Here is a 26,059-nt window from a genome sequence, read left to right as displayed (position 1 = left end):
GCCGGGCCCATGGCGGCCCGGCGCCGGACCGTGCTCACCGCGGCGGCGTCCAGCAACGCGGCAGCGGCGCTCCGGCCCTCGCGGGCGGCGACCGGCGGTGTGCGGCGCTCCGTACCGAGCAGCGCCGAGCTGACCAGTTCCTCCCAGGAGGGGCCGGGTCCGGCGGTGGGGCGGAGGCGGGCGCCGTGGGTGCTGCGAGTTTCGATCATGGTCTTCCCCCGGACGGTGATCGGACATCGGGTGGCTGCGCGGGTAGCTGGGCGCGGTTGGCTGGTCGGGCGACTGGTCGGCGGCTGGGCGGGCGGTTCGGAGGGTGGCTGACGGGTGGCCGGGTCACAGAGCGACCGGCGCCGGGTCCCAGGTGGTCAGGGGCACGAAGCCGCGGTGCCCGCACTCGCCGAAGACCGTGACCGGTTCGCCGCCGGATATGGCGGTCAGGCGCCACAGCCCCGCCCGCTCCGTACAGCGCGGGTCCACGGGCAGCGCTGATTCCCCGTCCGCGTCGGCCAGTTGCCACGGCTCGCCCCCCTGCCCCGGTATGGGGACGACGTCGGTCAGGACCACCGGCCAGGTGTCCAGCCAGGGGTCGTCGCGCAGCGCGTCGCCGTACGCGGCCAGCGCGGCGTCGGTGCCGCCGCCCGGTGGCGGGCCGGTGACCGGGACCGGATCGGCGTGCCGGGTGCCCAGGACGACGCGCAGTGGGCGCGCGCCCGGGTAGTAGGCGAGGTCGGCGTCCAGGACGAGCCCGCCGGGCAGCGAGAGGTCCAGGGCCCGGTCGGGTCCGCCGAAGGAGAGATGGAGGGCCATACGGCCGGTCCGCTCGCCGCGCAGCCATATGCGGCGGCTGGTCAGTACGCCTTCTTCGGCGTCGTGTTGGGCGAGCACCAGCCAGCGGTCGCGCACGACGGTGGTGTCCGGGCCGGCCAGCACGTCCGCCGTGTCGGTGGTCAGCCCGAGGCGGGTGCGGACCGTCGCGGCCAGCGCGGGCGGCAGCCGGTCGATGCCCAGGAACGCCTGGTCGAGGAGGTGGAGCAGAGCGCATTCCGCGAGGAGCCGGGACGGCCAGTCCGCCCCGGAGGCCACGGTCGGCCCCAACTCCCGTACGCGCGCGGCAAGCCCGGGTGCTTGCGCGTCGACCATGCGCGCCGCGGTCTCGTCCCAGGTGCCGTACCCCGCGCGGTCCGCGGTGGCCAGTCCGGAGCGCAGCAGGTCCTCCAGCCGCTGTTCCAGCTCGGTGGCACCGGCGGCGATCCGCTGGGCGCGCAGCGCCGCCCGCCGCCGCGCGGCCTCGGTCGCTGCCGCGGACGGTGAACCAGCGGCGCCCGGACCGCCGTTGACGTGCTCCGACGCCTTCTTCTGGGTGCGCTGCCGACGGGCGGTGAGCCACTCCTCCACCCACGCGGGAGGCTCGCCACCCGACACGGAACCTTCCTCGCCCGCCCACAGGAGCAGCAGGCCCAGTGCGTGTTTGCACGGGAACTTGCGGCTCGGGCAACTGCACGTGAAGGCCGGCCCGGCCGTGTCGACGACGGTGCGGTACGGCTTGCTGCCGCTGCCCTTGCACAGGCCCCACACCGCCCCGTCCCGTGTGCCGGTCTCCGGCCACGAGTCCGGTGTCGCGAGCCTGCTGCCCGCCTTGCGTGACGGTGCGTCGGGCGCGAGCGCGAGCACGTGATCCGACGTCCAGCGTTCCCCCTGCGGATTCATGTTCCCAACGCTACGAGCCCCCACTGACAATCGCCCTGACCAGCACATATTCCCTTGTCATGACCTTGACTTCACTGGTGAATCGCGGTTGATTGACGCGGTCTTCGGAGGCGGTGGACAAGGCCGTGGACGAGAAGGCCGGCCAGGACGTCGAGAAGGAGATGAAGAAGGACGAGGCCACCACGTACCAGGTCACGTACGGAGTCACCGGCGGGGCAGCGGAATCGATCGCCTACGACGACGCGTCCGCCAAGGGCAGCAGCGAGGTCCCCGCGGAGGGCGGCAAGGCTCCGAAGCTTCCGTGGCGCAAGACCGTCACGCTCAAGGGCAGTGCCGCGCCGACCGTCGTGGCCGTCGTCGCCGAGGGCGGCGGCGAGGTGACCTGCTCCGTCACGTACCAGGACCGTCAGGGGTGACGAAGCGGACCGCGAAGGGCGCCTTCGAGTCCGCGCAGTGCGTGGCCATGTCGCCGATGAAGTAGCAGGTCAGGGCCGGGATTCCGGTGATTGTCAGTGGTGTGGTGCAAGGTGGTTCACGCAAGCGGCCGGCGGAGGCGGGGTACCGGCCGCAGACCTTGCGACGAGGGGGAGACCATGCCCGAGTACACCACCGAAGAAGGTGCCGCAGGCCCCGGCGCCGACGGCTCAGCGCAGGTGCTGCGGCCCCATGCGGAGGACGCGTTCGCGGACGAACTCAAGGCGCTGGCGGCCGCCGACGACCGGCCGCGCCCCGAGCGCTGGCGCCTGTCGCCGTGGGCGGTGGCGACGTACCTGCTCGGCGGCACCCTGCCGGACGGCACGGTCGTCACCCCGAAGTACGTGGGCCCGCGCCGGATCGTCGAGGTCGCCGTGACGACCCTCGCGACCGACCGCGCGCTGCTGCTGCTCGGCGTCCCCGGCACCGCCAAGACCTGGGTGTCCGAGCACCTGGCGGCAGCCGTCAGCGGCGACTCGACAATGCTCGTGCAGGGCACGGCCGGCACACCGGAAGAAGCCATCCGCTACGGCTGGAACTACGCACAGCTGCTCGCCCACGGTCCGAGCCGGGACGCGCTGGTGCCGAGCCCGGTCATGCGGGCGATGGCCCAGGGCATGACCGCCCGTGTGGAGGAGCTGACCCGCATCCCCGCCGACGTCCAGGACACACTCATCACCGTCCTCTCGGAGAAGACGCTGCCTATCCCGGAGCTGGGCCAGGAGGTCCAGGCGGTGCGCGGCTTCAACCTCATCGCCACGGCCAACGACCGTGACCGCGGGGTGAACGAGCTCTCCAGCGCCCTGCGCCGCCGCTTCAACACGGTCGTGCTGCCGCTGCCCGCGACACCCGAGGAGGAGGTCGACATCGTCTCCCGGCGCGTCGACCAGATCGGCCGCTCGCTGGATCTGCCGCCCGCCCCGGAGGGGACGGACGAGATCCGCCGTGTCGTCACGGTCTTCCGGGAGCTGCGCGACGGCGTCACCACCGACGGCCGCACCAAGCTCAAGTCCCCGTCGGGCACCCTCTCCACGGCCGAGGCCATCTCCGTGGTGACCAGCGGTCTGGCGCTGGCCGCCCACTTCGGGGACGGCGTACTGCGGTCCGGCGACATGGCCGCGGGCATCCTCGGCGCGGTGATACGCGATCCGGCGGCCGATCGCGTCGTATGGCAGGAATACCTCGAAACCGTGGTGCGCGAGCGCGACGGCTGGAAGGACTTCTACCGCGCCTGCCGCGAGGCCGGCGCATGAACGCCCGGGCGGACGGACCGCTGCTGCTGGGGGTGCGGCACCACGGACCGGGCTCGGCGCGGGCGGTCCGGAAGGTCCTGGAGCACCACGCGCCCCGCGCCCTGCTGATCGAAGGCCCGCCGGAGGCCGACGCGTTGGTGTCCCTGGCCGCCGACGAGGCGATGCGGCCGCCGGTCGCGCTGCTGGCCCATGTGCCCGCCGACCCGGGGCGGGCGGCGTTCTGGCCGCTGGCGGAGTTCTCCCCGGAGTGGGTGGCGATCCGGTGGGCCCTGGCCCGTGACGTACCGGTGCGTTTCATCGACTTGCCTGCGGCGCATTCCCTGGCGTTCGGGGAGGAGGGCGGGACGTCCGGGGAGGACGGGGCGTTCGGCGCGGACGGTGGGGACGGAGCAGGCGGAGGCGGAGAGGACGGTCGGGGCAGGGAGGACGGCGGGGACGGTGCGGGCGCGGGCGGCCGTACCGGCGGGACGACGGGGGCCGACCGGGCGGCGGAGGCGCGCATCGATCCGGTGGCGGTGCTGGCCGAGACCGCCGGGTACGACGATCCGGAGCGCTGGTGGGAGGACGTGATCGAGCACCGGGCCCACGGAAGCGGCCCCGGGAGCGGGCACGCTTCCGGAAACGGTGCCGGGAGCGATTCCGGGAGCGATTCCGGGAGCGGGGGTGCGGCGGGCGTCGCCGATCCGCTCGCGCCGTTCGAGGCGTTGGCCGAGGCGATGGGGGCACTGCGCGAGGCGTACGGCGTCGGCGGGCACGACCGCGACCTCGTGCGCGAAGCCCATATGCGGCTCCGGTTGCGGGAAGCGCGCCGGGAGTTCGGGGACGGCGTCGCCGTGGTGTGCGGGGCGTGGCACGTCCCGGCGCTGGCCCGGCGTACGACCGTGACCGCCGACCGGCAGCTGCTCAAGGGGCTGGCGAAGGTGAAGCCCGAGGTGACGTGGGTGCCGTGGACCCACCGCAGGCTCTCCCGCCGCAGCGGGTACGGCGCGGGCATCTCCTCGCCCGGCTGGTACGGCCACCTCTTCAGCGCCCCCGACCGCCCTGTCGAACGCTGGATGACCAAGGTCGCCGGACTGCTGCGCGAGGAGGACTACGCCGTTTCCTCCGCCCACGTCATCGAGGCCGTACGGCTCGCCGAGGCGCTGGCCGCCATGCGCGGCCGCCCGCTGGCGGGACTGGCCGAGGCCGGTGACGCGGTGCGCGCGGTGCTCGGCGAGGGCTCCGACGCGCCGTCCGCCCTGATCCACGAGCGCCTGGTGGTGGGGGACGTACTGGGTCAGGTGCCGGACAGCGCTCCGGCCGTACCGCTCCAGCGGGACATCGCCCGCAGCCAGCGCTCGCTGCGCCTCAAGCCGGAGGCGGCGGACCGGGAGCTGGACCTCGACCTGCGCAAGGAGACGGACGCCGGGCGCAGCAGGCTGCTGCACCGGTTGCGGCTGCTCGGTGTGCCGTGGGGCGAGCCCGTGCGGACCCGTGCGAGCACCGGCACGTTCCGGGAGAGCTGGCGTCTCCGGTGGGAGCCCGAACTGTCGGTCCGGGCCGCCGAGGCCGGTGTCTGGGGTACGACGGTGGTGGCGGCCGCGACCGCCAAGGCGGCGTCCGACGCCCTGGGGACCACCGCCCTGGCCGACGTCACGGCCCTGGCCGAGCGGTGCCTGCTCGCCGCCCTTCCGGAGGCGCTGCCCGTGGTCATGCGGGTGCTCACGGACCGGGCCGCGCTCGACGCGGACGTGGGGCACCTGGCCCAGGCGCTGCCCGCGCTGGTCCGCTCGGTCCGCTACGGCGACGTACGCGGCAGGGACGCCGCCGCGCTCGGTGAGGTGGCCGCCGGGCTGGCCGAACGGGTCTTCGTCGGCCTGCCGCCGGCCTGTTCCGGCCTGGACGCGGACGGCGCCGCCGACATGCGCCAGCATCTGGACGCGACGCACCACGCGGTGGGGCTGATGGACGAAGGGCCGGTGAGGGGGGCGGCAGCCGGGGTCAGGGCCGGGGACGGGGTCCGGGCCAGGGACGGGGTCCTGGGGGAGGCAGTGGCCTCGGGGGAGGCAGCAGATCCGGGCGAGGCAGCAGATCCGGGCGAGGTGCGGGCCCGGGGCGAGGTGGAGGCCCAGGGGGGCGGGCTGCGGGAGCGTTGGGCGGCGGTGCTGCGGAAGCTGGCTGAACGGGAGACGGTGCCGGGCCTGCTGCGCGGACGTACGGTCCGGTTGCTGCTCGACGACGGGCGGTTGACCTCCGAAGACGCGGGCCGGCTGATGGGGCTGGCCCTGTCACCCGGCACCCCGCCGGCCGAGGCGGCGGGCTGGGTCGAGGGGTTCGCGGGCGGCGACGCCGGAGGGCTGCTGCTGGTGCACGACGAACGGCTGCTCGCCCTGGTGGACCGTTGGCTGGCCCAGGTACCGGCGGACTCCTTCACGGACGTCCTACCGTTGCTGCGCCGTACGTTCGCCGAGTACGAGGCCGGAGTGCGGCGCACGCTCGGCGAGTTGATACGCCGCGGCCCGGCCGGGCCCGACGGCCCCGGCGGGCCGGGCACCGGGCCAGACGCGGGGCGCGCCGACCAGGAATCGGCGATACCGGGCTTCGGCCCCGGTCTGGACCGCGACCGGGCGGCAGCAGTGCTGCCGACCCTGCGCGTCCTGCTGGGCCTCACAGAGGGCTCCGGGGCGAGCTTCGGGGAGGGCTTCGAGGGAGGCGAGGAGAGTCACGGGGGAGCATCGAGGAGAAGGGCTTGAGGGAGGCAGGCTTCAGGACGGCAGGCTTCGGGGAGAGCGCCGCGGAGGGGCGGACGGCAACGGGGGTGCGGGGATGAGGGGAGTGAGCGGGACGAACGGGACGAACGGGACGAGTGAGGTGCAGGAGCGGCTGCGGCGGTGGCGGCTGGTGCTGGGAGGAGGCGGCGCCGACGGGACCGGCTGCGAGCTGCGGGGGCAGGACGCCGCCATGGACGGGGCGCTCAGCGCCCTCTACGGGAGCCGCCGCCCGGACGGGCCGGGCGGCCCGGGCTCGCGCGCGGCGGGTCTGGGCGCCTCGGCGCCGAGCGTGGCCCGCTGGCTGGGGGACATCCGGACGTACTTCCCCACCTCCGTCGTCCAGGTCATGCAGCGCGACGCGATCGAACGGCTCGGACTGTCCGCGCTGCTGCTGGAGCCGGAGATGCTGGAGGCCGTCGAGGCCGACGTGCATCTGGTGGGAACGCTGCTCTCGCTCAACAAGGTCATGCCGGAGACGACGAAGGAGACCGCGCGGGCCGTGGTGCGCAAGGTCGTCCAGCGACTGGAGGCACAGCTCTCGACCCGTACCCGCGCCACGCTGGGCGGCGCCCTGGACCGGTCGGCCCGCGTCAGCCGCCCCCGGCACCGGGACATCGACTGGGACCGTACGGTCCGCGCGAACCTCAAGAACTACCTGCCCGAACACCGCACGGTCGTCCCTGAACGGCTGATCGGCCACGGCCGGGCCGCGCAGTCGGTGAAGAAGGACGTGGTGCTGTGCGTCGACCAGTCCGGGTCGATGGCCGCCTCCGTCGTCTACGCCTCCGTGTTCGGCGCGGTACTGGCGTCCATGCGGGCCATCGCGACCCGGCTGGTCGTCTTCGACACCGCGGTGGTCGATCTGACGGACGAGCTGGACGACCCGGTGGACGTGCTCTTCGGCACCCAGCTCGGCGGCGGCACGGACATCAACCGTGCCCTGGCCTACTGCCAGTCGCAGATCACCCGGCCCGCCGACACCGTCGTCGTACTGATCAGCGACCTTTACGAAGGCGGCATACGCGACGAGATGCTCAAACGTGTCGCGGCGATGAAGGCGGCCGGGGTGCAGTTCGTGACACTGCTCGCGCTCTCGGACGAAGGGGCACCCGCCTACGACCGGGACCACGCGGCGGCTCTCGCGGCCCTCGGGGCACCGGCGTTCGCCTGCACACCGGACCTCTTCCCGGAGGTGATGGCGGCCGCGATCGAGAAGCGGCCGCTGCCGATACCGGACATGACGGAGCAACGGTAACGAGAGCCCCAGGGGGCTTGCGGGGCCCCTGGTCTGTCGTGCAAGGATCGGGGCCCGCCAGCGTGTTGGCCGGATCGTCGGCATCGCCGGCATCGCCGAAGCGTCTGCGTCGTCGGCGTCGGAGGCGTCGTCTGCGTTGTCTGCGCCGCCTGCATCGGCCGCGGGGTCGTGGCCGGTCGTGCCCGGCCTTCCGTACGCTCTGGCTTCCCTCGTTCCCGGCCCGCCGAAAAGGATCTTCGCGTGTCTGCTTCGCCCGCCCCTTTCGCCGCTGCGCGCCTGCCGCGCACCGCGGCGGTGCGGCGTGCGCTGCTGGCGGGGCTGTTCCTGGCGGGGTTCGTGGTGCTGGGGTTCGCGTTCGGTGGCGGCGCGCAGGCGGCGGACGGTTCGGCGAGCACGGAACCGCAGGTCGGGGCGGTGACTCCGGCTGATCCGCAGGCATCGGTCAAGGCCTCGACGGTCGACGCCGGACGGGAAGTGCGGCGCGGCGGCAAGACGGCCGCGGGCACGGTGGCGGAGACGCCGGTCGGCAAGGCCGTACGGCCGGTTGCCGAGCGCACCGCGCCGGCCGCTGGACAGGCCGCCGAACCCGTCACTGAGCCCGTCACGGAGCCCGTCACTGAGTCAGTGGCCGAGCCGGTTGCCGAGCGGGTCGCCGCGCCGGTCACCGTGCCGGTTCGGGACGTGGTGCGCAAGGTGCGCCAGGTGGCCGACGTGGACTCGCTCCCCGTAGAGCTGCCGGACCGGATTCCCGGTGTCGGCGGCGACGAGGACGGCGACGGCGACACCGGGCGTGGTGACGAGCACGGCGAGCAGCCGGGGCAGGGCTCCGGGTCGCAGCGCGGCACCGGCCCGCAGCATTCCGGAGCCGGTGAGCAGCGAGACGTCGGGAGCGTCAACTCCGGTGCCTGTGAGCCTGGTTGGGCGAGTGTGGGCGAGCTGATGGATGCGTCGTCGCAGCCTGGGCAGCGCGCCGACTTGGCGTCGGAGCGGCGGCCCGGCCAGGGCCACGGCAGCCTTCCCGGGCTCCCCGGGCTCCCTGGTCTTCCCGGTCAGCTTCCGCAGGCGCCCGCCTCGTCGGCCTCGCACATCGCCGGTGACGGTCACGGGCCCCGTGGCGGGGACCAGTTCGCCGCCGTACCGGCACATCCCGCGCGCTTCGGGCTGGTGCCCGGAGGCGTTCTCGCGGCCGCCGAGCCGCCCACGCGGCAGCGCGCCGCCGACATCCTCGAATTCCCGGGCTAGGGCAGACCTCCGGACCTTCAGCGTCCGGGCCCCCGTCCGCAGACCACGCGTCTGCACAGGACCTGCCGCGCGGGGGCGGGACAGGTCTGCCCGTCGAACCCCCTGAATTCGAAGGACGTTTCACCATCATGCGTACGCACATCCGTCGTTCCATCGTCGTAGCCGCCGCCGCTTCCGGCCTGTGGGCTCTCGGGTCCGTCGCCGCCAACGCGGCCGGTCTGCCCGGAACCGCCGGCCTGCCCGCCGCCGGTGCGGTCAAGGGCGCCGTCACCGACACGGTCACCGACACCGTCAGCGGCACAGTCAGCGGTGCGGTGCGGGACAAGCTGCCGGCCGGTGACGTGGCTGGTGACGTGGCCGGTACCGCCGAGAAGACCGTCAAGAAGACCGTGGACGGCGTGGCCGGTCAGGTCGCCGGGGTCACCGGCGGGGACGTCCACACTCAGGGCCTGCCCGCCACCCCGGGGCTCCCTGCCACCCCGAAGGTGCCCGTCACCCCGGAACTGCCCGCGGTCGGTGACCTGGGCAAGGCCGCGGACCTGGGCAAGGCCGCGGACTTGGGCAAGGCCGCGGACTTGGGCAAGGCCGCCGACCTCGACACCACCACCGCCGACGTCCTGCCGCCCGTCGCCCAGCGTGTCGTCGGCAAGGTCGTGCCGGTCGTCCAGGGGGCCGTCGGCGGCGTCGGTCAGCTGGCCGGTGACGTGAAGGGCCAGGCGACCCCGTTCGTGCAGGGCGTGGCCACGGACGCCACCCCGTTCGCGCAGGGCCTGGTCAGCACCGTCAAGGACGACGCCTCGGGCATCGCCGGGGGCGCCACCGCCGGGCTGCGGGGTGCGCTCCCGGGCCAGACCGTGCCCACCGTGCCCGCTGTACCTGCCGTGCCCGCTGTACCCGCCGTGCCTGCCGTGCCTGCCGTGCCTGCGATGCCCACCGCGCCCACCGTCCCCACTGACCTGACCAACCCCGCCAACGTCCCGACCCTCCCCACCCTCCCGGGCACCACCACCCTCCCGACTCTCCCCACCACCGTCCCGGCCCTCCCCACCCAGAGCGCCTGACCCTCTCCGCCGGGCGGCCGGGTGTGCGCACAGGGTGGTGTGCCGTGCGCCCGTACCGTCGCCCGTGACGGCAGTGAGTGAGCAGCCGGGCGGTTCCCCCTGGGAAGGGAGCCGCCCGGCTGCACGCTGTGCGCGGGACCGAACGGGCGGACCGGGCGGACGGGGGAAGCGACTCGTCCACCTGGCGGCCACCCGCCCGTACCCCTGTGTGATCTGTGACCACCGTCTCTGTGACTGTTATCACCGCCGCAGTGTGATCTGCGATTTAGGGAGGCCGGTCCTGCGGGGATAACCTGCGAGACGGACATGCCGCGTACCGGTCACCGTGTACGCCTCCCTCAGTGACAGCGCAGTCACGTTGCCCTTCGCGGCACGCCCATGCAGACAACGAACCGCGATCACTACGGCGATTCTGAGTAGACAAGGGACGGACGCGCGTGGACCTGTTCGAGTACCAGGCGAGGGACCTCTTCGCCAAGCACGGTGTACCGGTGCTGGCCGGTGAAGTCATCGACACGCCTGAGGCGGCACGCGCGGCGACCGAGCGCCTCGGCGGCAAGTCCGTCGTCAAGGCGCAGGTGAAGGTCGGCGGCCGCGGCAAGGCCGGCGGCGTGAAGCTGGCGGCGAACCCGGACGAGGCCGTCGCCCGTGCGACGGACATCCTCGGCATGGACATCAAGGGCCACACGGTCCACAAGGTGATGATCGCCGAGCTGTCCCCGGAGATCGAGGCGGAGTACTACGTCTCGTACCTCCTCGACCGCACCAACCGCACCTTCCTGGCCATGGCCTCGGTGCAGGGCGGCATGGACATCGAGGAGGTCGCGGAGAAGACCCCCGAGGCGCTCGCCAAGGTCGCGGTCGACTCCAACGAGGGCGTCACGATCGAGAAGGCCCGCGAGATCGTCGCGCAGGCGAAGTTCCCGGCCGAGGTGGCCGAGGGCGTCGCCGAGGCCATGGTGACCCTGTGGGAGACCTTCGTCGCCGAGGACGCGCTCCTCGTCGAGGTCAACCCGCTGGTGAAGACCAAGGACGGCCGCATCCTGGCCCTGGACGGCAAGGTCTCGCTCGACGAGAACGCCGACTTCCGCCAGCCCGAGCACGAGGCCCTGGAGGACAAGGCCGCGGCCAACCCGCTGGAGGCCGCCGCCAAGGCCAAGGGCCTGAACTACGTCAAGCTCGACGGTCAGGTCGGCATCATCGGCAACGGCGCGGGTCTCGTCATGAGCACCCTGGACGTCGTCGCGTACGCCGGTGAGAAGCACGACAACGTCAAGCCCGCCAACTTCCTCGACATCGGCGGCGGCGCCTCCGCCGAGGTCATGGCGAACGGCCTGGAGATCATCCTCGGCGACCCGGACGTGAAGTCCGTGTTCGTCAACGTCTTCGGCGGCATCACCGCCTGCGACGAGGTCGCCAACGGCATCGTCCAGGCCCTGGAGCTGCTCAAGTCCAAGGGTGAGGACGTCAACAAGCCGCTGGTCGTCCGCCTGGACGGCAACAACGCGGAGCTCGGTCGCAAGATCCTGAGCGACGCCAACCACCCGCTGGTCCAGCGTGTGGACACCATGGACGGCGCGGCCGACAAGGCCGCCGAGCTCGCCGCGGCCGCGAAGTAAGGGACAGAGGGAACCAGACCACCATGGCTATCTTCCTCACCAAGGACAGCAAGGTCATCGTCCAGGGCATGACCGGTGCCACGGGCATGAAGCACACCAAGCTCATGCTGGGCGACGGCACCAACGTCGTCGGCGGCGTGAACCCGCGCAAGGCGGGCACCGAGGTCGACTTCGACGGGACGTCCGTACCCGTCTTCGGCTCGGTCGCCGAGGCGATGGAGAAGACCGGCGCCGACGTCTCCGTCATCTTCGTGCCGCCGAAGTTCGCCAAGGCCGCCGTCGTCGAGGCGATCGACGCCGAGATCGGCCTGGCCGTCGTGATCACCGAGGGCATCGCGGTGCACGACTCCGCCGCCTTCTGGGCGTACGCGTCGAGCAAGGGCAACAAGACCCGCATCATCGGCCCGAACTGCCCCGGCCTGATCACCCCCGGTCAGTCCAACGCCGGCATCATCCCGGGCGACATCACCAAGCCCGGCAAGATCGGTCTGGTGTCGAAGTCCGGCACGCTGACCTACCAGATGATGTACGAGCTGCGCGACATCGGCTTCACCTCGGCCGTCGGCATCGGTGGCGACCCGGTCATCGGCACCACCCACATCGACGCTCTGGAGGCCTTCGAGGCCGACCCGGAGACCGAGCTGATCGTCATGATCGGTGAGATCGGCGGCGACGCCGAGGAGCGTGCGGCCGACTTCATCAAGGCCAACGTCACGAAGCCGGTCGTCGGCTACGTCGCGGGCTTCACCGCGCCCGAGGGCAAGACCATGGGCCACGCCGGCGCCATCGTCTCCGGCTCCTCCGGCACCGCCCAGGCGAAGAAGGAGGCCCTGGAGGCCGCCGGCGTCAAGGTCGGCAAGACCCCGTCGGAGACCGCGCGCCTGGCGCGCGAGATCCTCGTCGGCTGATCGCGCCACGCGTCGGACGCGGGCCCGTACCCCTCGCGGGGGTGCGGGCCCGCGCCTTTTGTACGGGCCTGATCTTGGCCTCTGATCTTGGCCTCGGCCCCTGGTCTTGACCTCGTCGCCTGGTCTTGACCTCGTCGCCTGGTCTTGACCTCGGCCTCCGGCCCTGACCTCGGCCTCCGGCCCTGTCCTCGGGTTCTGACCCTGGCCTCCGCCCCCGGCCCTGCCCGTCGCGTGATCCGTCCCCGTCCCCGTCTCCCCTCCCCTCCCCGCCCGGCCCCGGCTACCGCGCCTCCGGAGCGAGGAGGCCGGACCGGACCACCTTCCGCCGGGCCGGTTCGCCGGCCGCGGCCTGCTGCCGGGTGCGGGCGTGTTGCCGGGTGCGGGCGTGTTGCGCCTGCTCCGTACGGGGGGTCTGGGCCTTCGCGCCGGGCGTGGGGGACGCGGAGAGGGCCGGGGGACCGGCCTCGGGGCGGCCGGGCAGCGGGCCCGTCGACGCGTTGACGAGGGTGAAGGCCGTCGCCGCCGCGATGACAGCGGTGAGCCCGAACGCGCCCTGCGTCATCCGGCTGACCGTCCGCTCGCCGCCCGTGCGTACGGCTGCGGCGGCAGGCGGCGCCACCGGATACAGGGCGGCCAGCCCGGCCAGCCGTTCGCGCAGGATCTCCCGCCGGCGTACCGGCGTCGCGGCGGCCAGACCGAACGCCGGCACCCGTTCGGCCACGGCCCGGCGCGCGTGCAGCAGCCGCCCGGCCGTCGCGGGCGTACTGGCCTCCACCTCGGCCGCCGTCTCGCTCAGGTCCAGGCCGAGACCGTCGTGCAGGAGCAGCGCCCGCCGGTAGGCCGCGGGCAGGCTGAGCAGGGCGTCCCGCAGCGCGCGCTGCGGGGGAGCGGCGGGCGGCGCGGCGGGCACCCTGGGCGACGGCCGTTGCCCGGCGCGCAGACCCGGGCGCATACGGTGCCAGGGCGACAGCGCGTACTCGTGCACCATGGCGCGCACCCGGCCCGCTGGGTCGGGGTCGACCGCCACCTCGGGCCAGCGCTGCCAGGCCGCCTGGAACGACCGTTCGACGGCTTCCTGGGAGAGGTGGGGTTGGCCGGTGAGCACGATCGCCTGGCGGGTCAGGTCGTGGGCGTGCCGGTCGTACAGGGCGTCGAAGGCGGCTGCGGGGGTGAGGTGTGGGGGTGCTGATGCTGCGTCAGGTCTGCTCTGTGACTGCTCCTCTGACGGGGCGTCGTATCCGCCCAGCGTCGTTTCGGCAGTCTTCCCCGTGTGTTCCGCGTGTTCCGTGTGTTCCGTGCGTCCGACGCGTCGCGGCGACGTGAAAAGGTACATAAGCATATATTGAGCGACACGTCCGGTAATCGCCTGCTCCATGGCGGAAACGTGTGTTGTTGGCAGCATGGCCGTGTGAGCCAATTGACCGACCGCGGCCCGACGTTGTCGTCGCGCGGCCGGGCCTCCACCCAGCGGTCCTCCGCGCTCGGCACCGCCTTCCTCGGCGGAGTGCTGGCGGCGGGGCTCGGGCTCGGGGCCTTCGCCGTCGCGGTACTGCTGCTCTGGGTGGCCTCCCCGTACCCGGACTCCGACCCGTCGCGCGCCCTGCACCTCGCCGCCGACCTGTGGTTCCTCGCACACGGCAGCGACCTCGTACGGACCGTGGCCGCCACCGGCGGCGCCTCGCCCGTCGCCGTGACGCCGCTGCTCCTGACGGCCCTGCCCCTCTGGCTGCTGTACCGGTCCGGCCGGCACATCCTCGAAGTGCCGCCGCAGCCCGCCCGCCCCCCGAAGCCCGCCTGCCCCAGCCTCCTCCACCCCGAGGACATCGACCCGGAACCCACGCCCCGCCAGATGCTCGGCTGGCTGCTGACGGGGTACCTGCTCGTCGCGGCCGCCGCCCTGCTGTACGCATCGGCGGGTCCGCTGCGCGTAGAACCGCTCAGTGCGCTGCTGTACGTACCGCTGGTCGCCGTGGCGACCCTGGCCGTGGCGGCCTGGCGCTCTCTCGGGCCCGCCGCCTTCGTGCCGCTGCCCGACCCGGTCCAGCGCGCGCACGACCGGCTGCCGGCCGGGCTGCGGGCCTCACTGCGAGGCCGTCGGCTGGCCGCCGCGGCGCGCGCGGGTGCCGCGGCTCTCCTGGCGCTGCTGCTGTGCGGCGCCCTGCTGGCGCTCCTCGCGCTCGGCTGGCACGCGCCCGCGGTCCGGTCCGAATTCCTCGCGCTCACCCACGACTGGGCGGGCCGGTGCACCGTGCTGCTGCTCAGTCTCGTACTGCTGCCGAACACCGTCGTATGGGGAGTCGCTTACGGGCTCGGTCCCGGCTTCACGCTCGGCGCGGGCAGCACGGTCGGTCCGCTCGCGGCCACCGGTCATCCGGTCCTGCCGCACTTCCCGCTGCTCGGCATGGTCCCGGATGCGGGCGGCACCGCTCTGCCGCACTGGCTGACCGCCGTGGTGCCGCTCGCCGTCGGTGTGGTGCTGGCCCGGTACGCCGCGCTGCCCGCGAAGGCGTACGCGGCCGCGTCGCGAACCGCTGCCCGGCCAGAAGCCGGGGCGGGGGCCGGAACCGCACCCGAAACGGGAACCGGGACCGAAGCCGGGCCCGGGACCGAAGCCGGGCCCGGGACCGAAGCCGGGCCCGGGACCGAAGCCGGGCCCGGGACCGAAGCCGGGCCCGGGACCGAAATCGGGCCCGGGACCGAAACCGACCCCGACGCCACACCCTCCACACCCCCCACACCGACGACACCGGCCCCCGCATGGACCGGCTGGCGCGGGACCGCCGCGGCCGCCGGGCTCGCGGCGCTCGGCTGCGCGGTGGCCTCGGCGCTGCTCGCCGGCCTGGCGGGCGGCGCGCTGGGTACCGCGGCGCTGGCCCGTTTCGGGCCGAGCTGGTGGCAGACGGGGCTGGCGGCGCTGAGCTGGACGGCGCTCATCGGAATTCCGGGCGCTCTCGTCGTGCGGGCCTGGTGGCTGCGCGGTGTGCCGCGCCCGCCGAAGCCCGTGCGGAAGCCGCGTGAAAAGCTCCGCAAGCGGCTGTGGCGCGGGGGAAAACGGCTCGCCGTGGAGGTCCTCCGTGCCGCCGGACGGTGGACGCGGGCCGCCGGCCGCTTCTGCTGGGCGGCGCTGCGGCGTACGGTCCTCCGAGCCCGACGGCGGGCCGTACGGCGTACCGCTGCCCAGCCTTCCCGCCGCCGGAACCGCCGCCGGAACCGCCACCGGGCCCGGCACCGCCGTACGGCCGGCAGCGACGTCCCGTACGGCCGCGACCACCCGGGCACCCGCACCCCGCCGCCGCCCACGCCCCCCGGATCTCCCACGCTCCCGTCACACCCGTCCCCCCTGTCACCTCCACCACCTCTGTCACCTATGTCCTCCCAGCCACCCCCGTCATCCCCGTCATCCCCGTCATCCCCGCCACCCCCACCCGCCCCTTGGCACGACGCCAGCACCCGCCGGGCCCGCTGGTCGGCGCTCAGAGCCTCATCCGGCGGCCTGATGACCGACTTCGAACCCACCGCACCGCCCTATGACGCAGACCCCGGAAACACCTCAGCCGCCGACCCCGAGGGCGGCGGCTGAGAGAGACGCGGGGTCCGGCTCCGACCGGGCTACTCCTTGTCGGCCCCGAGCAGCGGGCGCAGCTGCTCGGGGAGCTGCTTCTCGCAGGCGTGCTGGGCGGAGCGGGTCAGGGCGTCGTTCACGCACGTGAAGTAGTCGCGGTAGACAAGCTGGACCGTGTAGGTGGCCGCCACCATGGCCAGCGCCAGCGTCGCGGTGACCAGGCCGGCGACCGCGGCGGTCGTCTGCGGGCGGGTGGATACGGGCGGGGTGCGGCCTGCGGCGGACGCGCCGGAGTCCGTACGGGGCGCAGCCTGGCCCGTGAGGTCGGCGGTCGTGGCGCGTGCGCTCCCGGACCGTGCGCCGTTGCCCGTACGCGCCGCCTTGGCGCGCAGGGAGCTGATGCCCCAGTACAGGGCGAGCGTCGCCAGCAGCAGGGCGATCTCCGGCAGATTGAACAGGACGAAGAAGAAGCCCCACATGCCGGCGAGCAGCGCGTAGCGCGCGCGGCGCTGGGCGGGGTCGGTCGGGTCCCAGCGCAACCCGCCTCCGGAGCCGCCCTGGCCTCCCTGGCCCTGCTGGTTGTTGCGGCCGCCCTGGCGCGAACCGAAGCCACCGCCCTGGCGGCCCGGCTGCCGGCTGCTCCAGTGACTGCCCCAGGAGGACTGCTGCCGGTCGCCCGGCCCGTCCTGGCCGCCGTCCTGGTCCTGCCCGTGGCCGCGGGGCTGCCACGGCTGCTCGGGGGCGTCGGCGGGTGGCGGCGCGAACGGATTGTCACGGTCCCGCCCGTCCTGACCGCTTCCGTCCTGACCGCTTCCGCCCCGGTCGCTACCGCTGCGATCGCTTCCACCCGGCCCGTTCCCGTCCTGCCCTCCCGAGTCCTGACCGGAGGGGTGCGAGTGGGCCCGCTCCCTGGCCGGCCCCCCGGACGAGCCGGAGCCGGACGAGCCGGGGCCGGACGAGCCGGGGCCGGACGAGCCGGGGCCGGACGAACCCGATGATCCGGACGAACCCGAAGCACCCGCCCCCGCGGCATCGGAGGACGGCTTGCGCTCGCGCAGCAGCACCGCCCCGGGAGCGGCTGCTGGCTGGGGGTACCTCCCAGCGAGGGCTGGGGGAGCGAGGAGGAGGGCCGCGCGGCGGCGTCGGTCCGGCATCTGGAGTGTGTCTTCCCCTTGTCTCGTCCGTACGTCCGACGGGTGGCCGGGCGGGCGGATACCACGAACAGCGTGCGTTCTCACGCCCGACGCTACCTCTCGCGTGCGCCCCCGTCCCGTGGGGGCCGCGCGGTGTGCCGGTATCGTTGCTGACGGTCGGCGCCTTCGTAGGGTTCCCCGGTTTTCGGCTACCCATGGTTTTGTACGACCGCACAACATGCACACCGCCGTACAGCAGTACCGCCGTACAGCAGACCGCGCGAGAAAGAGTCCCGCCGTGGCCTCCGCTTCCTCTTCATCCGCTTCCGCCGCCGTTTCCGGCCCCCCGGCCCGCATCGTCGTGCTCGTCTCCGGTTCCGGTACGAACTTGCAGGCGCTGCTGGACGCCGTCGCCGCCGAGGGGGCCGCCGCGTACGGGGCCGAGGTGGTCGCGGTCGGCGCCGACCGCGACGGCATCGCCGGCCTGGAGCGCGCCGGGCGGGCCGGGCTGCCCACCTTCGTATGCCGGGTCAAGGACCACGCCGACCGGGCCGCCTGGGACCGCGCGCTGGCCGAGGCCGTCGCCGCGTACACGCCGGACCTGGTCGTCTCGGCCGGTTTCATGAAGATCCTGGGCGCGGAGTTCCTCGCCCGGTACGGCGGCCGGATCATCAACACGCATCCGGCCCTGCTGCCGAGTTTTCCCGGTGCCCACGGTGTCCGCGAGGCCCTCGCGTACGGCGCCAAGGTCACCGGGTGCACCGTCCACTTCGTCGACGACGGCGTCGACACCGGCCCGGTCATCGCCCAGGGCGTGGTCGAGATCCGGGACGAGGACGACGAATCCGCGCTGCACGAGCGCATCAAGGAAGTCGAGCGCAAGCTGCTCGTCGAGGTCGTGGGGCTGCTGGCCCGGCACGGCTACCGCATTGAGGGACGAAAGGTACTGATCCCGTGACCGCCGAAGCAACGAAGCGGCCCGTACGCCGGGCGCTGGTCAGCGTCTACGACAAGACGGGCCTGGAAGAACTGGCCCAGGGGCTGCACGCGGCGGGCGTCCAGCTCGTCTCGACCGGCTCGACGGCCGCGAAGATCGCGGCGGCCGGTGTCCCGGTGACCAGGGTCGAGGAGCTGACCGGCTTCCCCGAGTGCCTGGACGGCCGGGTCAAGACGCTGCACCCGAAGGTGCACGCGGGCATCCTCGCCGACCTGCGGCTGGAGGACCACCGGCGGCAGCTGGACGAGCTGGGCGTGGAGCCGTTCGACCTGGTGGTCGTGAACCTCTACCCGTTCAGCGACACGGTGGCCTCCGGCGCCGAGCCGGACGCCTGCGTGGAGCAGATCGACATCGGCGGCCCCTCGATGGTGCGCGCCGCGGCCAAGAACCACCCCTCGGTCGCCGTCGTGGTCAACCCGGACCGCTACACGGACGTGCTCAAGAGCATCGCGGACGGCGGCTTCGGCCTTCAGGAGCGCAGGCGGCTGGCGGCCGAGGCGTTCCGGCACACCGCCGAGTACGACGTGGCCGTGGCCTCCTGGTTCGCGGGTGACTACGCGGGCGACGGCGGCGAATTCCCCGGCTTCCTCGGCGTGACGTACGCGCGCAAGAACGTGCTGCGCTACGGCGAGAACCCGCACCAGGCGGCCGCCCTCTACACCGGCGGCTGCGGCGGCCTGGCAGAGGCGGAGCAGCTGCACGGCAAGGAGATGTCGTACAACAACTACACGGACACCGACGCCGCGCGCCGGGCCGCGTACGACCACACCGAGCCCTGCGTGGCCATCATCAAGCACGCCAACCCGTGCGGCATCGCCATCGGTGACGACGTCGCCGAGGCGCACCGCAAGGCGCACGCCTGCGACTCGCTGTCCGCCTTCGGTGGCGTCATCGCCGTCAACCGCCCGGTGTCCGTGGCGATGGCCGAGCAGGTCGCGGAGATCTTCACCGAGGTCATCGTGGCCCCGGACTACGAGGACGGCGCCGTCGAGGTGCTGGCCCGTAAGAAGAACATCCGGGTGCTGCGCTGCCCCGAGGGCCCGCAGCCGCCGGCCGAGTTCAAGCCGATCGACGGCGGCGGCCTGGCCCAGGTCAAGGACGTCCTCCAGGCCGAGGGCGACGACCCGGCCCACTGGACGCTGGCGGCCGGCGAGGCACTGGGCGACGCCGAGCTGGCCGAACTGGCCTTCGCCTGGCGGGCGTCGCGCGCCGTGAAGTCCAACGCGATCCTGCTCGCCAAGGACGGCGCCACGGTCGGCGTCGGCATGGGCCAGGTCAACCGCGTGGACTCGGCGAAGCTGGCCGTGCAGCGGGCGGGCGAGGAGCGGGCGCGCGGCTCCTACGCCGCCTCCGACGCGTTCTTCCCGTTCCCGGACGGCCTGGAGGTGCTGCTGGAGGCGGGCGTCAAGGCCGTCGCGCAGCCCGGCGGTTCGGTCCGTGACGAGCAGGTCATCGAGGCGGCGAAGGCCGCGGGCGTGACGATGTACCTGACCGGAACCCGGCACTTCTTCCACTGAGCCCGCCGGGGCTCGCCCGTGAGCCCCCCCTCAGCCGAAAGGCCCGTCTCCCGCGTGCTGGGGGACGGGCCTCGGCGTGTTCCGGGCGTGCGCCCGGCCGGCTCAGGAGAGTCAGAACCGGGGGCGCATGAACCACGCCTGGCTTTCCTGCTTCGCCGCGAAGACGATGATGAGGATGGAGAGCACGAAGCTCGGGATGCCGTAGAACGCGAAGGCGAAGGGAATGCTGCACAGGATCGACACGGACCCGAAGATGATCGTGCCGATACGGATTCCGTTGGCTCCCTTGGAGAACTGGAGCGCGAGCACCAGCGCGACCGCCGCGTAGGCCGCCTGGAGGATCATGATGAAGACCATCGCGCCCTTGCCGATGGCGAAGATGTCCTCGGGGTTGCCGCCGAGACCGCTGTAGTTCGCCGACGCGCTGCTGAGCCGGTTCAGGCCGACGGCCATGATGATGATGCCGATGACGCCCGTCGCGGCGAGGAAGAAGAGCATCACGCGGGCGGCCTTGGTGCTGCTGGGCATCTGCTGCGGCGCGGGTATGCCGGGCATGCCGCCGGGACCCATGGGGCCTGCCGGGAACGGCGCGTACGGCTGCTGCGGCTGCATCGGCTGCTGCTGCGGGTAGCCGTACTGGGGCTGGGGAGGGCCCTGGGGCTGGCCCTGCGGCGGACCGTAGGGGTTCTGGTTCGGATAGCTCACGACGTGTCCTTCGAGCGGTGTGACCGGGTGTCAGCCGGTGCTGCACGGTTCCGGCGGTCCCGGGTGAAGTAAGAGATCGGTAAGAGCCTAAGGGGCGGCGAAGGCCCCCTCGCGCCATTTTCGCGCGAGGGGGCCCTGGGCCGGATGAGCTGCCGTACGGAGTCCTACTGAGTACGGACGACCACGGTGCTGACGATCTTGTCGGCGAACGTCTGGGACTTCTCGTCCCACAGCGGCCACCAGAAGCCGAGGCCGCACAGCGGACCGTCCACCGCGTGGCAGATCTTGCGCCCGAGGGCCAGGCCGAAGCCGAGCGGCTGCCCGGTCGCCTCCCGCACGACGCGGATGTTCAGCGCCTTCTTGCCCGGGGTCTGGCCGGTGGAGCCTTCCTTGGCGATCAGGAAGAGGCCGCCGGCGAGCGTGATCAGACCGGCCAGCGCGACAAGGATGAGCGCCAGGGCGGGCATGCCGGAGGTGGCGTTGTTGGCGGCGGTGTAGGCGTCCGAGATGCACTGGTAATCGGTGCCGCAGTAGGACGTGTCCGGCCGCGTCACCGTGGTGACCGTGTTGGCGGTCACCACGCCCGCGATGATGTACAGGATCGTCGGAAGGACACCGACGATCAGACCGTCCAGCAGCGCCGCGCCGACCCGCGCACCCCAGCCGGCGTAGGGCTGCGGCCCGCCCATTCCCGGCATGCCGGACTGCTGGCCGTACGGGGAGCCCTGCTGCGGGTAGCCGTACGCCTGCTGCTGGGGCACCTGCGGCGGCTGGCCGTACGGGGCCTGCGGCTGCGGCGGGGCCTGCTGCGGGTAGCCGTAGCCCGGCTGGGGCTGTGCCTGCTGCGGGTAGCCGTACCCCGGCTGGGCCTGCGGTGCCTGGGGCGGCTGGCCGTACGGCGCCTGCGGCTGCTGGCCGTACGGGTTGGGCTGCCCCTGCGGCTGACCGTAGGGATTGTTCGGGTCGCCAAAGCTCATTGGCTGGTTTCCTCCGTTGGTGTTCAGTGGGGGACGGCAGGGCGTGCTCGGAGGAAAACTTGGGATCAGTGGCCCGCCCCCCGATGATGCCTGCGGCACTGAACGGCAATCTTTCTAGTTGCGCAATATTCTTGTCCAGTCAAGAGGGACAGGTGTTGTGCAAGCGCAATGATCGATTGCGCAATTGCATTTCGGTCATCTCCGGTCATCGCTCTTGTCGGCGGCCATAGCGTGCCCCGACAGGGCGCCCTGATTGGAACGGGAGAGGCTTCATCCGGGAGGATGGGGGTATGAGCGCCCAGATTCTCGATGGCAAGGCCACCGCCGCCGCGATCAAGTCCGAACTCGCCGTCCGTGTGGAGGCACTGAAGGCCCGGGGCGTCACGCCCGGACTCGGCACCCTCCTGGTCGGTGACGACCCGGGCAGCCGCTGGTACGTCAACGGCAAGCACCGCGACTGCGCCCAGGTCGGCATCGCCTCCATCCAGAAGGAACTGCCGGACACCGCCACGCAGGAGGAGATCGAGGCCGTCGTACGGGAGCTGAACGAGGACCCGGCCTGCACCGGCTACATCGTCCAACTGCCGCTCCCCAAGGGCATCGACACCCACCGCGTCCTGGAACTGATGGACCCGGCCAAGGACGCCGACGGCCTGCACCCGGTGAGCCTGGGCCGTCTGGTGCTCGGCATCGAGGGGCCGCTGCCCTGCACCCCGTACGGCATCATCCAGCTGCTCCGCCACCACGGTGTGACGATCAACGGGGCGCATGTGGTCGTGGTCGGCCGCGGCATCACCGTCGGGCGTTCCATCCCGCTGCTGCTGACCCGCAAGTCCGAGAACGCCACCGTCACCCAGTGCCACACCGGCACCCGTGACCTGGCCGCGCAGCTCAAGCAGGCCGACATCGTCGTGGCGGCCGCCGGGGTGCCGCACATCATCAAGCCGGAGGACGTCAAGCCGGGCGCGGCCGTGCTGGACGTCGGTGTCAGCCGGGACGAGCACGGCAAGATCGTCGGCGATGTGCACCCCGGCGTCGCCGAGGTGGCCGGCTGGATCTCCCCGAACCCGGGCGGCGTGGGCCCGATGACCCGCGCCCAGCTGCTGGTCAACGTCGTCGAGGCGGCCGAGCGCGCCGCGGGCTGAGCCGGCGGCCCCCACGGCACCACATCGGACAGGGACAACGGACAGGGAAAGGGACAGCCACCCATGAGTGCCGAAGCGCACGCGGAAGGCGCCTCCGAGCCGCAGCGGCCCTCGCGCCGCTTCCCGCGGATCACCACCGACACCGCACGGCCGGAGGGCGGCGCCCGTACCGCGCCCGGCAGCGCCGCCCCGCCCGCCCGGCAGTGGCCGCTGCTGGCCGTCATGGGCGGGGTGGCCCTCGGGCTGTTCATCGTCGCCCTCGACGGCTTCCGTATCGGCACGCTCCTGATCGGCCTGTCCCTGCTGGGCGGAGCGGTGCTGCGGCGGGTGCTGCCGAAGGTGGGCATGCTGGCCGTACGGTCCCGCTTCACGGACATGGCGACGTACGGCGGGCTGGGCCTGGCCATCGTCCTGCTGGCCCTGATGGCGCAGCCCAAGCCGTGGCTGAAGATCTCGTTCCTGGACGACCTGGTGCACCTCACGGTGTGGTGAGCCGGGGCCGCACCGGCTCCCGCACGCCATTCGCGTGACGTCCGCCCGCGCGCCGCCCCTCAGGGGCGGCCGCGGCGTCCGCCGCCGGGTAGCTTGGCGCTTCATGGCCAAGATCAAGGTTGCCCGGCCCGTCGTCGAGCTGGACGGCGACGAGATGACCCGCGTCATCTGGTCGTCCATCAGGGACCGGCTGGTCCTGCCCCACCTCGACGTCGGCCTGGAGTACTTCGATCTCGGCATCGAGCACCGCGACGCCACCGGTGACCAGGTCACCGTGGACGCCGCGCACGCGATCGAGCGGTACGGCGTCGGCGTCAAGTGCGCCACCATCACCCCGGACGAGGCGCGGGTCGAGGAGTACGGGCTGAAGGCGATGTACCGCTCGCCCGGCGCCACCCTCCGCGATGTCCTCGGCGGGGCCCTCTTCCGCGAGCCGATCATCATGGCGAACCTGCCGCGGCCCGTACCGGGCTGGACCGAGCCCGTCGTCGTCGGCCGGCACGCCTTCGGCGACCAGTACCGCGCCACCGACCTCAGGATCCCGGGCCCCGGCACCCTCACCCTGACCTACACGCCCCGGGACGGCGGCGACCCGGTCGAGCTGGAGGTCCACGACTTCCCCGGGCCGGGCGTCGCACTCGCCATGTACAACCACGACGCGTCGGTCCGCGACTTCGCGCGCGCCGCCTTCCGTTACGGCCTGGCCCGCTCGTACCCGGTGTACCTGTCCACCAAGAACACCGTCCTCAAGAAGTACGACGGCCGGTTCAGGGAACTCTTCCAAGCGGTGTTCGACGCCGAGTTCAAGGCCGAATTCGACGCCCGCGGCCTGACCTACGAACACCGGCTGATCGACACCATGGCCGCCGCGGCGCTCAAGTGGCCGGGCGGTTACGTCTGGGCCTGCAAGAACTACGACGGTGACGTCCAGTCCGCCGTGGTGGCCCAGGGGTTCGGCGCACCCGGCCTGATGACCTCGGTCCTGATGTCCGCCGACGGCCGGACCGTGCAGACCGAGGCCGCCCACGGCACGGTGACCCGGCACTACCGCCGCCACCAGCAGGGCAAGTCCACCTCCACCAACCCGATCGCCTCGGTCTTCGCGTGGACCCGCGGCCTGGCCCACCGCGGCGCACTGGACCAGACCCCCGAAGTCGTCCGGTTCGCCCGGACCTTGGAGCGGGTCTGCGTGGAGACGGTCGAGGGCGGCCGCATGACCAAGGACCTGGCGCTGCTCGTCTCGGCGAACCAGCCGTACCTGACCACGGAGGAGTTCCTGGACGCGCTCGACATCGGGTTGCAGAAGGCGATGGCCGACAGCTGAGGCGCCCTGAGGGCCTGGGCCCGGCGGGGTCCTGGAGGCGGGCGGCGGCCGGGCGGGCGGGGACGTGCACGGCGCGGCCGGAGCGGGGAGGGCGGAAGTGTACGGGCGCGCACGTCCGCGTGTCCGGTACCCGAACGCTCCCGTGCGCCCGGGAGAAGGGAACTGGCATCCTGGCTCTGAGCATCTCTTTGAGTGACGGCCGGGCGGGCCGCGGGGGTCGCGCCCCGGCGAAGGAGTGGAACACCAGAGCACTCGACAGGCGCAACCAGGCGCACACGGGGGGTTAGGGGGAGGCAATGCCTCGCTGGAGGGCGCTACCGGAAGAACTCGACCCGCAGGTCAAGGAGTTCGCCGGGCAACTGCGCGGACTCGTGGAGCGCAGCGGCCTGAGTGTCGCCGCGGTCGCGGACCGCACCGGGTACAGCAAGACCTCGTGGGAGCGCTACCTCAACGGACGGCTGTTGCCGCCGCAGCGCGCCGTGATCGCGCTGGCCGAGGCGACCGGCACGCACACCGGTCACCTCACCACCCTGTGGGAACTGGCCGAACGCGCATGGAGCCGCTCGGAGATGCGGCACGACGTCACCATGGAGGCGATCCGGGTGGCCCAGGCGCGTGCCGCGCTGGGGGAGTTCGGGCCGGCGCCGGGCAAGCCGGCCAAGTCCCGTATCAAGGAGAAGGCCAAGACCAAGGCCAAGGACCGGGACGCCGAGGGCGGGGCGAAGGGCGAAGAGCAGGGCGGAGGGTCCGGGCAGGCGCCGACGCCCGCCGCGCCGCCGCAGCGCGGCGACGAACTGCCGTCCGCCGCGGACTTCCCCGGCATGGCAGCGTCCCCGGCCGCACCGCCCGCCTCCCCGGCCGCGTCGCCCACTTCCCCGCTTGCGCCGCCTGCCTCCCCGGCCGCACCGCCCGCGTCACCGGGCACGACGCCGCTGAAGCCGGTCGCGAAGGACTCCGGCGACACCGAGCGGCCGGACCGGCCGGACCGGATGGCCTGGCCCCGCCTGACCGCCGACCCGGACGCCGCCCCCGTGCCTCCGCCGCCCCGCCACGAGGCATCTCCGTACGACGTGCCGCGGCAGGGCACCGGCGGCCGCACGACGGGTCCTGAAGTGGCGCGTCACCCGGCGGGGTCAGTGCCGCCCGCGGGCCCTCCGGACGACACCGACCGGCAGCTCCGGCGCCGGCGCGTGACCATGTTCCTGGCGGGCGTCGTCGGTGCGCTGCTGGTGATCGCCGCCGCGGTGCTGCTGCTCGACATCGGCGGCGGCGAGGAAGGCAAGCAGGCCACGCCCGCGCCGTCGGCGTCCCCCAGCAAGAAGCCGGTGCTGCCGGCGGGCGTGAAGTGTGCCGGGGCGGACTGCGCGGGCAAGGACCCCGAGGCGATGGGGTGCGGCGGCCGGAACGCCACCAGTCCGTCGCGCGGATTCGCCGGAAGCTCCCTGATAGAGGTGCGCTACAGCAAGGTGTGCGGCGCCGCCTGGGCCCGTATCACCGGGGCCGCGCCGGGCGACGAGGCGTCGATCAGTTCGGCGGGCCGGACCGAGAAGGCCGCCGCCGGGCAGGACGGCGACGCGTACACCGCGATGGTCCCGGTGTCCGGGGACCCGGCCAAGGTCACCGCGTGCGGGACGACCACGGCGGGCGGGAAGGGCTGCGCGAAGCCGGTGCCGGCGGGGTCGGGTTCGGGAGCGGGAACCGGGTCGGGATCAAGTTCGGGATCGGGTACGGGTACGGGTACGGGGCAGGCCACCGGGTGAGGCGCCCCGGGGCGGCGGCGGGCCGTCGTAGCCGATCGGGACGCCGCCAACAGTCGGTACGTACCAGGATGTACGCCGCATACCACCCGTAGCGAGAAGATCCGCGATGAGGGGGATTGCCCGCGCGGATCCGGGGCAGGGGCATCAATGACCCCCCACGGGTGCGGCATCACCGGGC

Annotated in this window: 21 protein-coding genes; 15 read left to right on the top strand and 6 right to left on the bottom strand. The window is 73.1% G+C overall.

Features of this window, described 5'->3' with window-relative positions; all coding sequences use genetic code 11:
• The coding region (locus JXZ78_RS19315; RefSeq protein WP_443735639.1) for a DUF5691 domain-containing protein at positions 1 to 209 on the bottom strand (209 nt) is incomplete at its 3' end.
• A 124-nt stretch (positions 210 to 333) separates the two neighbouring features.
• Positions 334 to 1,707 carry an SWIM zinc finger family protein gene (locus tag JXZ78_RS19310; protein WP_030024578.1) on the bottom strand — a complete coding sequence of 458 codons (1,374 nt, stop codon included), beginning with the start codon at positions 1,705 to 1,707 and terminating at the stop codon, positions 334 to 336.
• Positions 1,708 to 1,799: 92 nt separating this feature from the next.
• Between JXZ78_RS19310 and JXZ78_RS19305 the strand changes: the two genes are divergently transcribed.
• From JXZ78_RS19305 to sucD, 8 genes are all read left to right on the top strand, one after another.
• The gene (locus JXZ78_RS19305) at positions 1,800 to 2,123 is read left to right on the top strand and encodes a hypothetical protein (protein ID WP_157851749.1); all 324 of its coding nucleotides are present in this window, start codon (positions 1,800 to 1,802) and stop codon (positions 2,121 to 2,123) included.
• A gap of 177 nt (positions 2,124 to 2,300) precedes the next feature.
• On the top strand, positions 2,301 to 3,434 hold the full coding sequence (locus JXZ78_RS19300) for an ATP-binding protein (protein ID WP_030024576.1): 1,134 nt from the start codon (positions 2,301 to 2,303) through the stop codon (positions 3,432 to 3,434).
• Positions 3,431 to 6,166, top strand: a complete 2,736-nt coding sequence (locus JXZ78_RS19295; protein WP_238783229.1) for a DUF5682 family protein — start codon at positions 3,431 to 3,433, stop codon at positions 6,164 to 6,166. The genes JXZ78_RS19300 and JXZ78_RS19295 overlap by 4 nt, the downstream gene beginning before the upstream one ends.
• A gap of 73 nt (positions 6,167 to 6,239) precedes the next feature.
• Entirely contained in the window at positions 6,240 to 7,439 is a 1,200-nt protein-coding gene (locus JXZ78_RS19290; RefSeq protein WP_030024574.1) for a VWA domain-containing protein, read from the top strand.
• A 240-nt stretch (positions 7,440 to 7,679) separates the two neighbouring features.
• Entirely contained in the window at positions 7,680 to 8,681 is a 1,002-nt protein-coding gene (locus JXZ78_RS19285; protein WP_030024573.1) for a hypothetical protein, read from the top strand.
• Between the two features lie 128 nt (positions 8,682 to 8,809).
• Positions 8,810 to 9,742: a hypothetical protein gene (locus JXZ78_RS19280; RefSeq protein ID WP_238783228.1), complete on the top strand. Its 933-nt coding sequence runs from the start codon at positions 8,810 to 8,812 to the stop codon at positions 9,740 to 9,742.
• Positions 9,743 to 10,179: 437 nt separating this feature from the next.
• Entirely contained in the window at positions 10,180 to 11,361 is a 1,182-nt protein-coding gene (gene sucC, locus JXZ78_RS19275) for an ADP-forming succinate--CoA ligase subunit beta (protein ID WP_238783227.1), read from the top strand.
• A 23-nt stretch (positions 11,362 to 11,384) separates the two neighbouring features.
• Positions 11,385 to 12,269: a succinate--CoA ligase subunit alpha gene (gene sucD, locus JXZ78_RS19270; RefSeq protein WP_030024570.1), complete on the top strand. Its 885-nt coding sequence runs from the start codon at positions 11,385 to 11,387 to the stop codon at positions 12,267 to 12,269.
• Positions 12,270 to 12,549: 280 nt separating this feature from the next.
• Here sucD and JXZ78_RS41080 read toward each other — a convergent pair whose 3' ends face one another.
• Positions 12,550 to 13,602, bottom strand: a complete 1,053-nt coding sequence (locus tag JXZ78_RS41080; protein ID WP_050503032.1) for a sigma factor-like helix-turn-helix DNA-binding protein — start codon at positions 13,600 to 13,602, stop codon at positions 12,550 to 12,552.
• Between the two features lie 75 nt (positions 13,603 to 13,677).
• On the opposite strand from JXZ78_RS41080, the gene JXZ78_RS40325 reads away from it, so the two are divergent.
• Entirely contained in the window at positions 13,678 to 15,849 is a 2,172-nt protein-coding gene (locus JXZ78_RS40325) for a cell division protein PerM (RefSeq protein WP_308281049.1), read from the top strand.
• A gap of 29 nt (positions 15,850 to 15,878) precedes the next feature.
• Here the strand turns inward: JXZ78_RS40325 and JXZ78_RS19255 are convergent, their stop codons facing one another.
• Complete coding sequence (locus JXZ78_RS19255) at positions 15,879 to 16,985, bottom strand: hypothetical protein (RefSeq protein ID WP_238783226.1); 1,107 nt, start codon at positions 16,983 to 16,985, stop codon at positions 15,879 to 15,881.
• Positions 16,986 to 17,262: 277 nt separating this feature from the next.
• Between JXZ78_RS19255 and purN the strand changes: the two genes are divergently transcribed.
• Positions 17,263 to 17,922: a phosphoribosylglycinamide formyltransferase gene (gene purN / locus JXZ78_RS19250; RefSeq protein WP_050503029.1), complete on the top strand. Its 660-nt coding sequence runs from the start codon at positions 17,263 to 17,265 to the stop codon at positions 17,920 to 17,922.
• Positions 17,919 to 19,478: a bifunctional phosphoribosylaminoimidazolecarboxamide formyltransferase/IMP cyclohydrolase gene (gene purH / locus JXZ78_RS19245; protein WP_030024565.1), complete on the top strand. Its 1,560-nt coding sequence runs from the start codon at positions 17,919 to 17,921 to the stop codon at positions 19,476 to 19,478. Before purN ends, purH begins: the two co-directional genes overlap by 4 nt.
• 111 nt (positions 19,479 to 19,589) lie before the next feature.
• Here the strand turns inward: purH and JXZ78_RS19240 are convergent, their stop codons facing one another.
• Both JXZ78_RS19240 and JXZ78_RS19235 read right to left on the bottom strand, forming a co-directional pair.
• A complete protein-coding gene (locus JXZ78_RS19240; RefSeq protein WP_030024564.1) occupies positions 19,590 to 20,183 on the bottom strand; it encodes a hypothetical protein in 594 nt (197 codons plus the stop codon).
• 164 nt (positions 20,184 to 20,347) lie between these two features.
• Positions 20,348 to 21,160 (bottom strand): RDD family protein, encoded by an 813-nt coding sequence (locus JXZ78_RS19235; protein WP_030024563.1) that lies wholly within the window; start codon positions 21,158 to 21,160, stop codon positions 20,348 to 20,350.
• Between the two features lie 290 nt (positions 21,161 to 21,450).
• On the opposite strand from JXZ78_RS19235, the gene JXZ78_RS19230 reads away from it, so the two are divergent.
• The 4 genes from JXZ78_RS19230 (at position 21,451) to JXZ78_RS19215 (ending at position 25,881) form a co-directional block, all read left to right on the top strand.
• Positions 21,451 to 22,305 (top strand): bifunctional methylenetetrahydrofolate dehydrogenase/methenyltetrahydrofolate cyclohydrolase, encoded by an 855-nt coding sequence (locus JXZ78_RS19230; protein ID WP_030024562.1) that lies wholly within the window; start codon positions 21,451 to 21,453, stop codon positions 22,303 to 22,305.
• Between the two features lie 63 nt (positions 22,306 to 22,368).
• A complete protein-coding gene (locus JXZ78_RS19225) occupies positions 22,369 to 22,797 on the top strand; it encodes a DUF3017 domain-containing protein (RefSeq protein WP_030024561.1) in 429 nt (142 codons plus the stop codon).
• A gap of 103 nt (positions 22,798 to 22,900) precedes the next feature.
• A complete protein-coding gene (locus tag JXZ78_RS19220) occupies positions 22,901 to 24,121 on the top strand; it encodes an NADP-dependent isocitrate dehydrogenase (RefSeq protein ID WP_030024560.1) in 1,221 nt (406 codons plus the stop codon).
• Between the two features lie 296 nt (positions 24,122 to 24,417).
• On the top strand, positions 24,418 to 25,881 hold the full coding sequence (locus JXZ78_RS19215) for a helix-turn-helix domain-containing protein (protein ID WP_050503028.1): 1,464 nt from the start codon (positions 24,418 to 24,420) through the stop codon (positions 25,879 to 25,881).
• The last annotated feature ends 178 nt before the right edge of the window (positions 25,882 to 26,059 follow it).

This window comes from Streptomyces monomycini (genome assembly GCF_022271435.1).
In the GTDB taxonomy this organism is placed as follows: domain Bacteria; phylum Actinomycetota; class Actinomycetes; order Streptomycetales; family Streptomycetaceae; genus Streptomyces; species Streptomyces monomycini.
The sequence above is the reverse complement of the archived record's forward strand: the minus strand, read 5'-3'. Positions and strand labels throughout refer to the sequence as shown.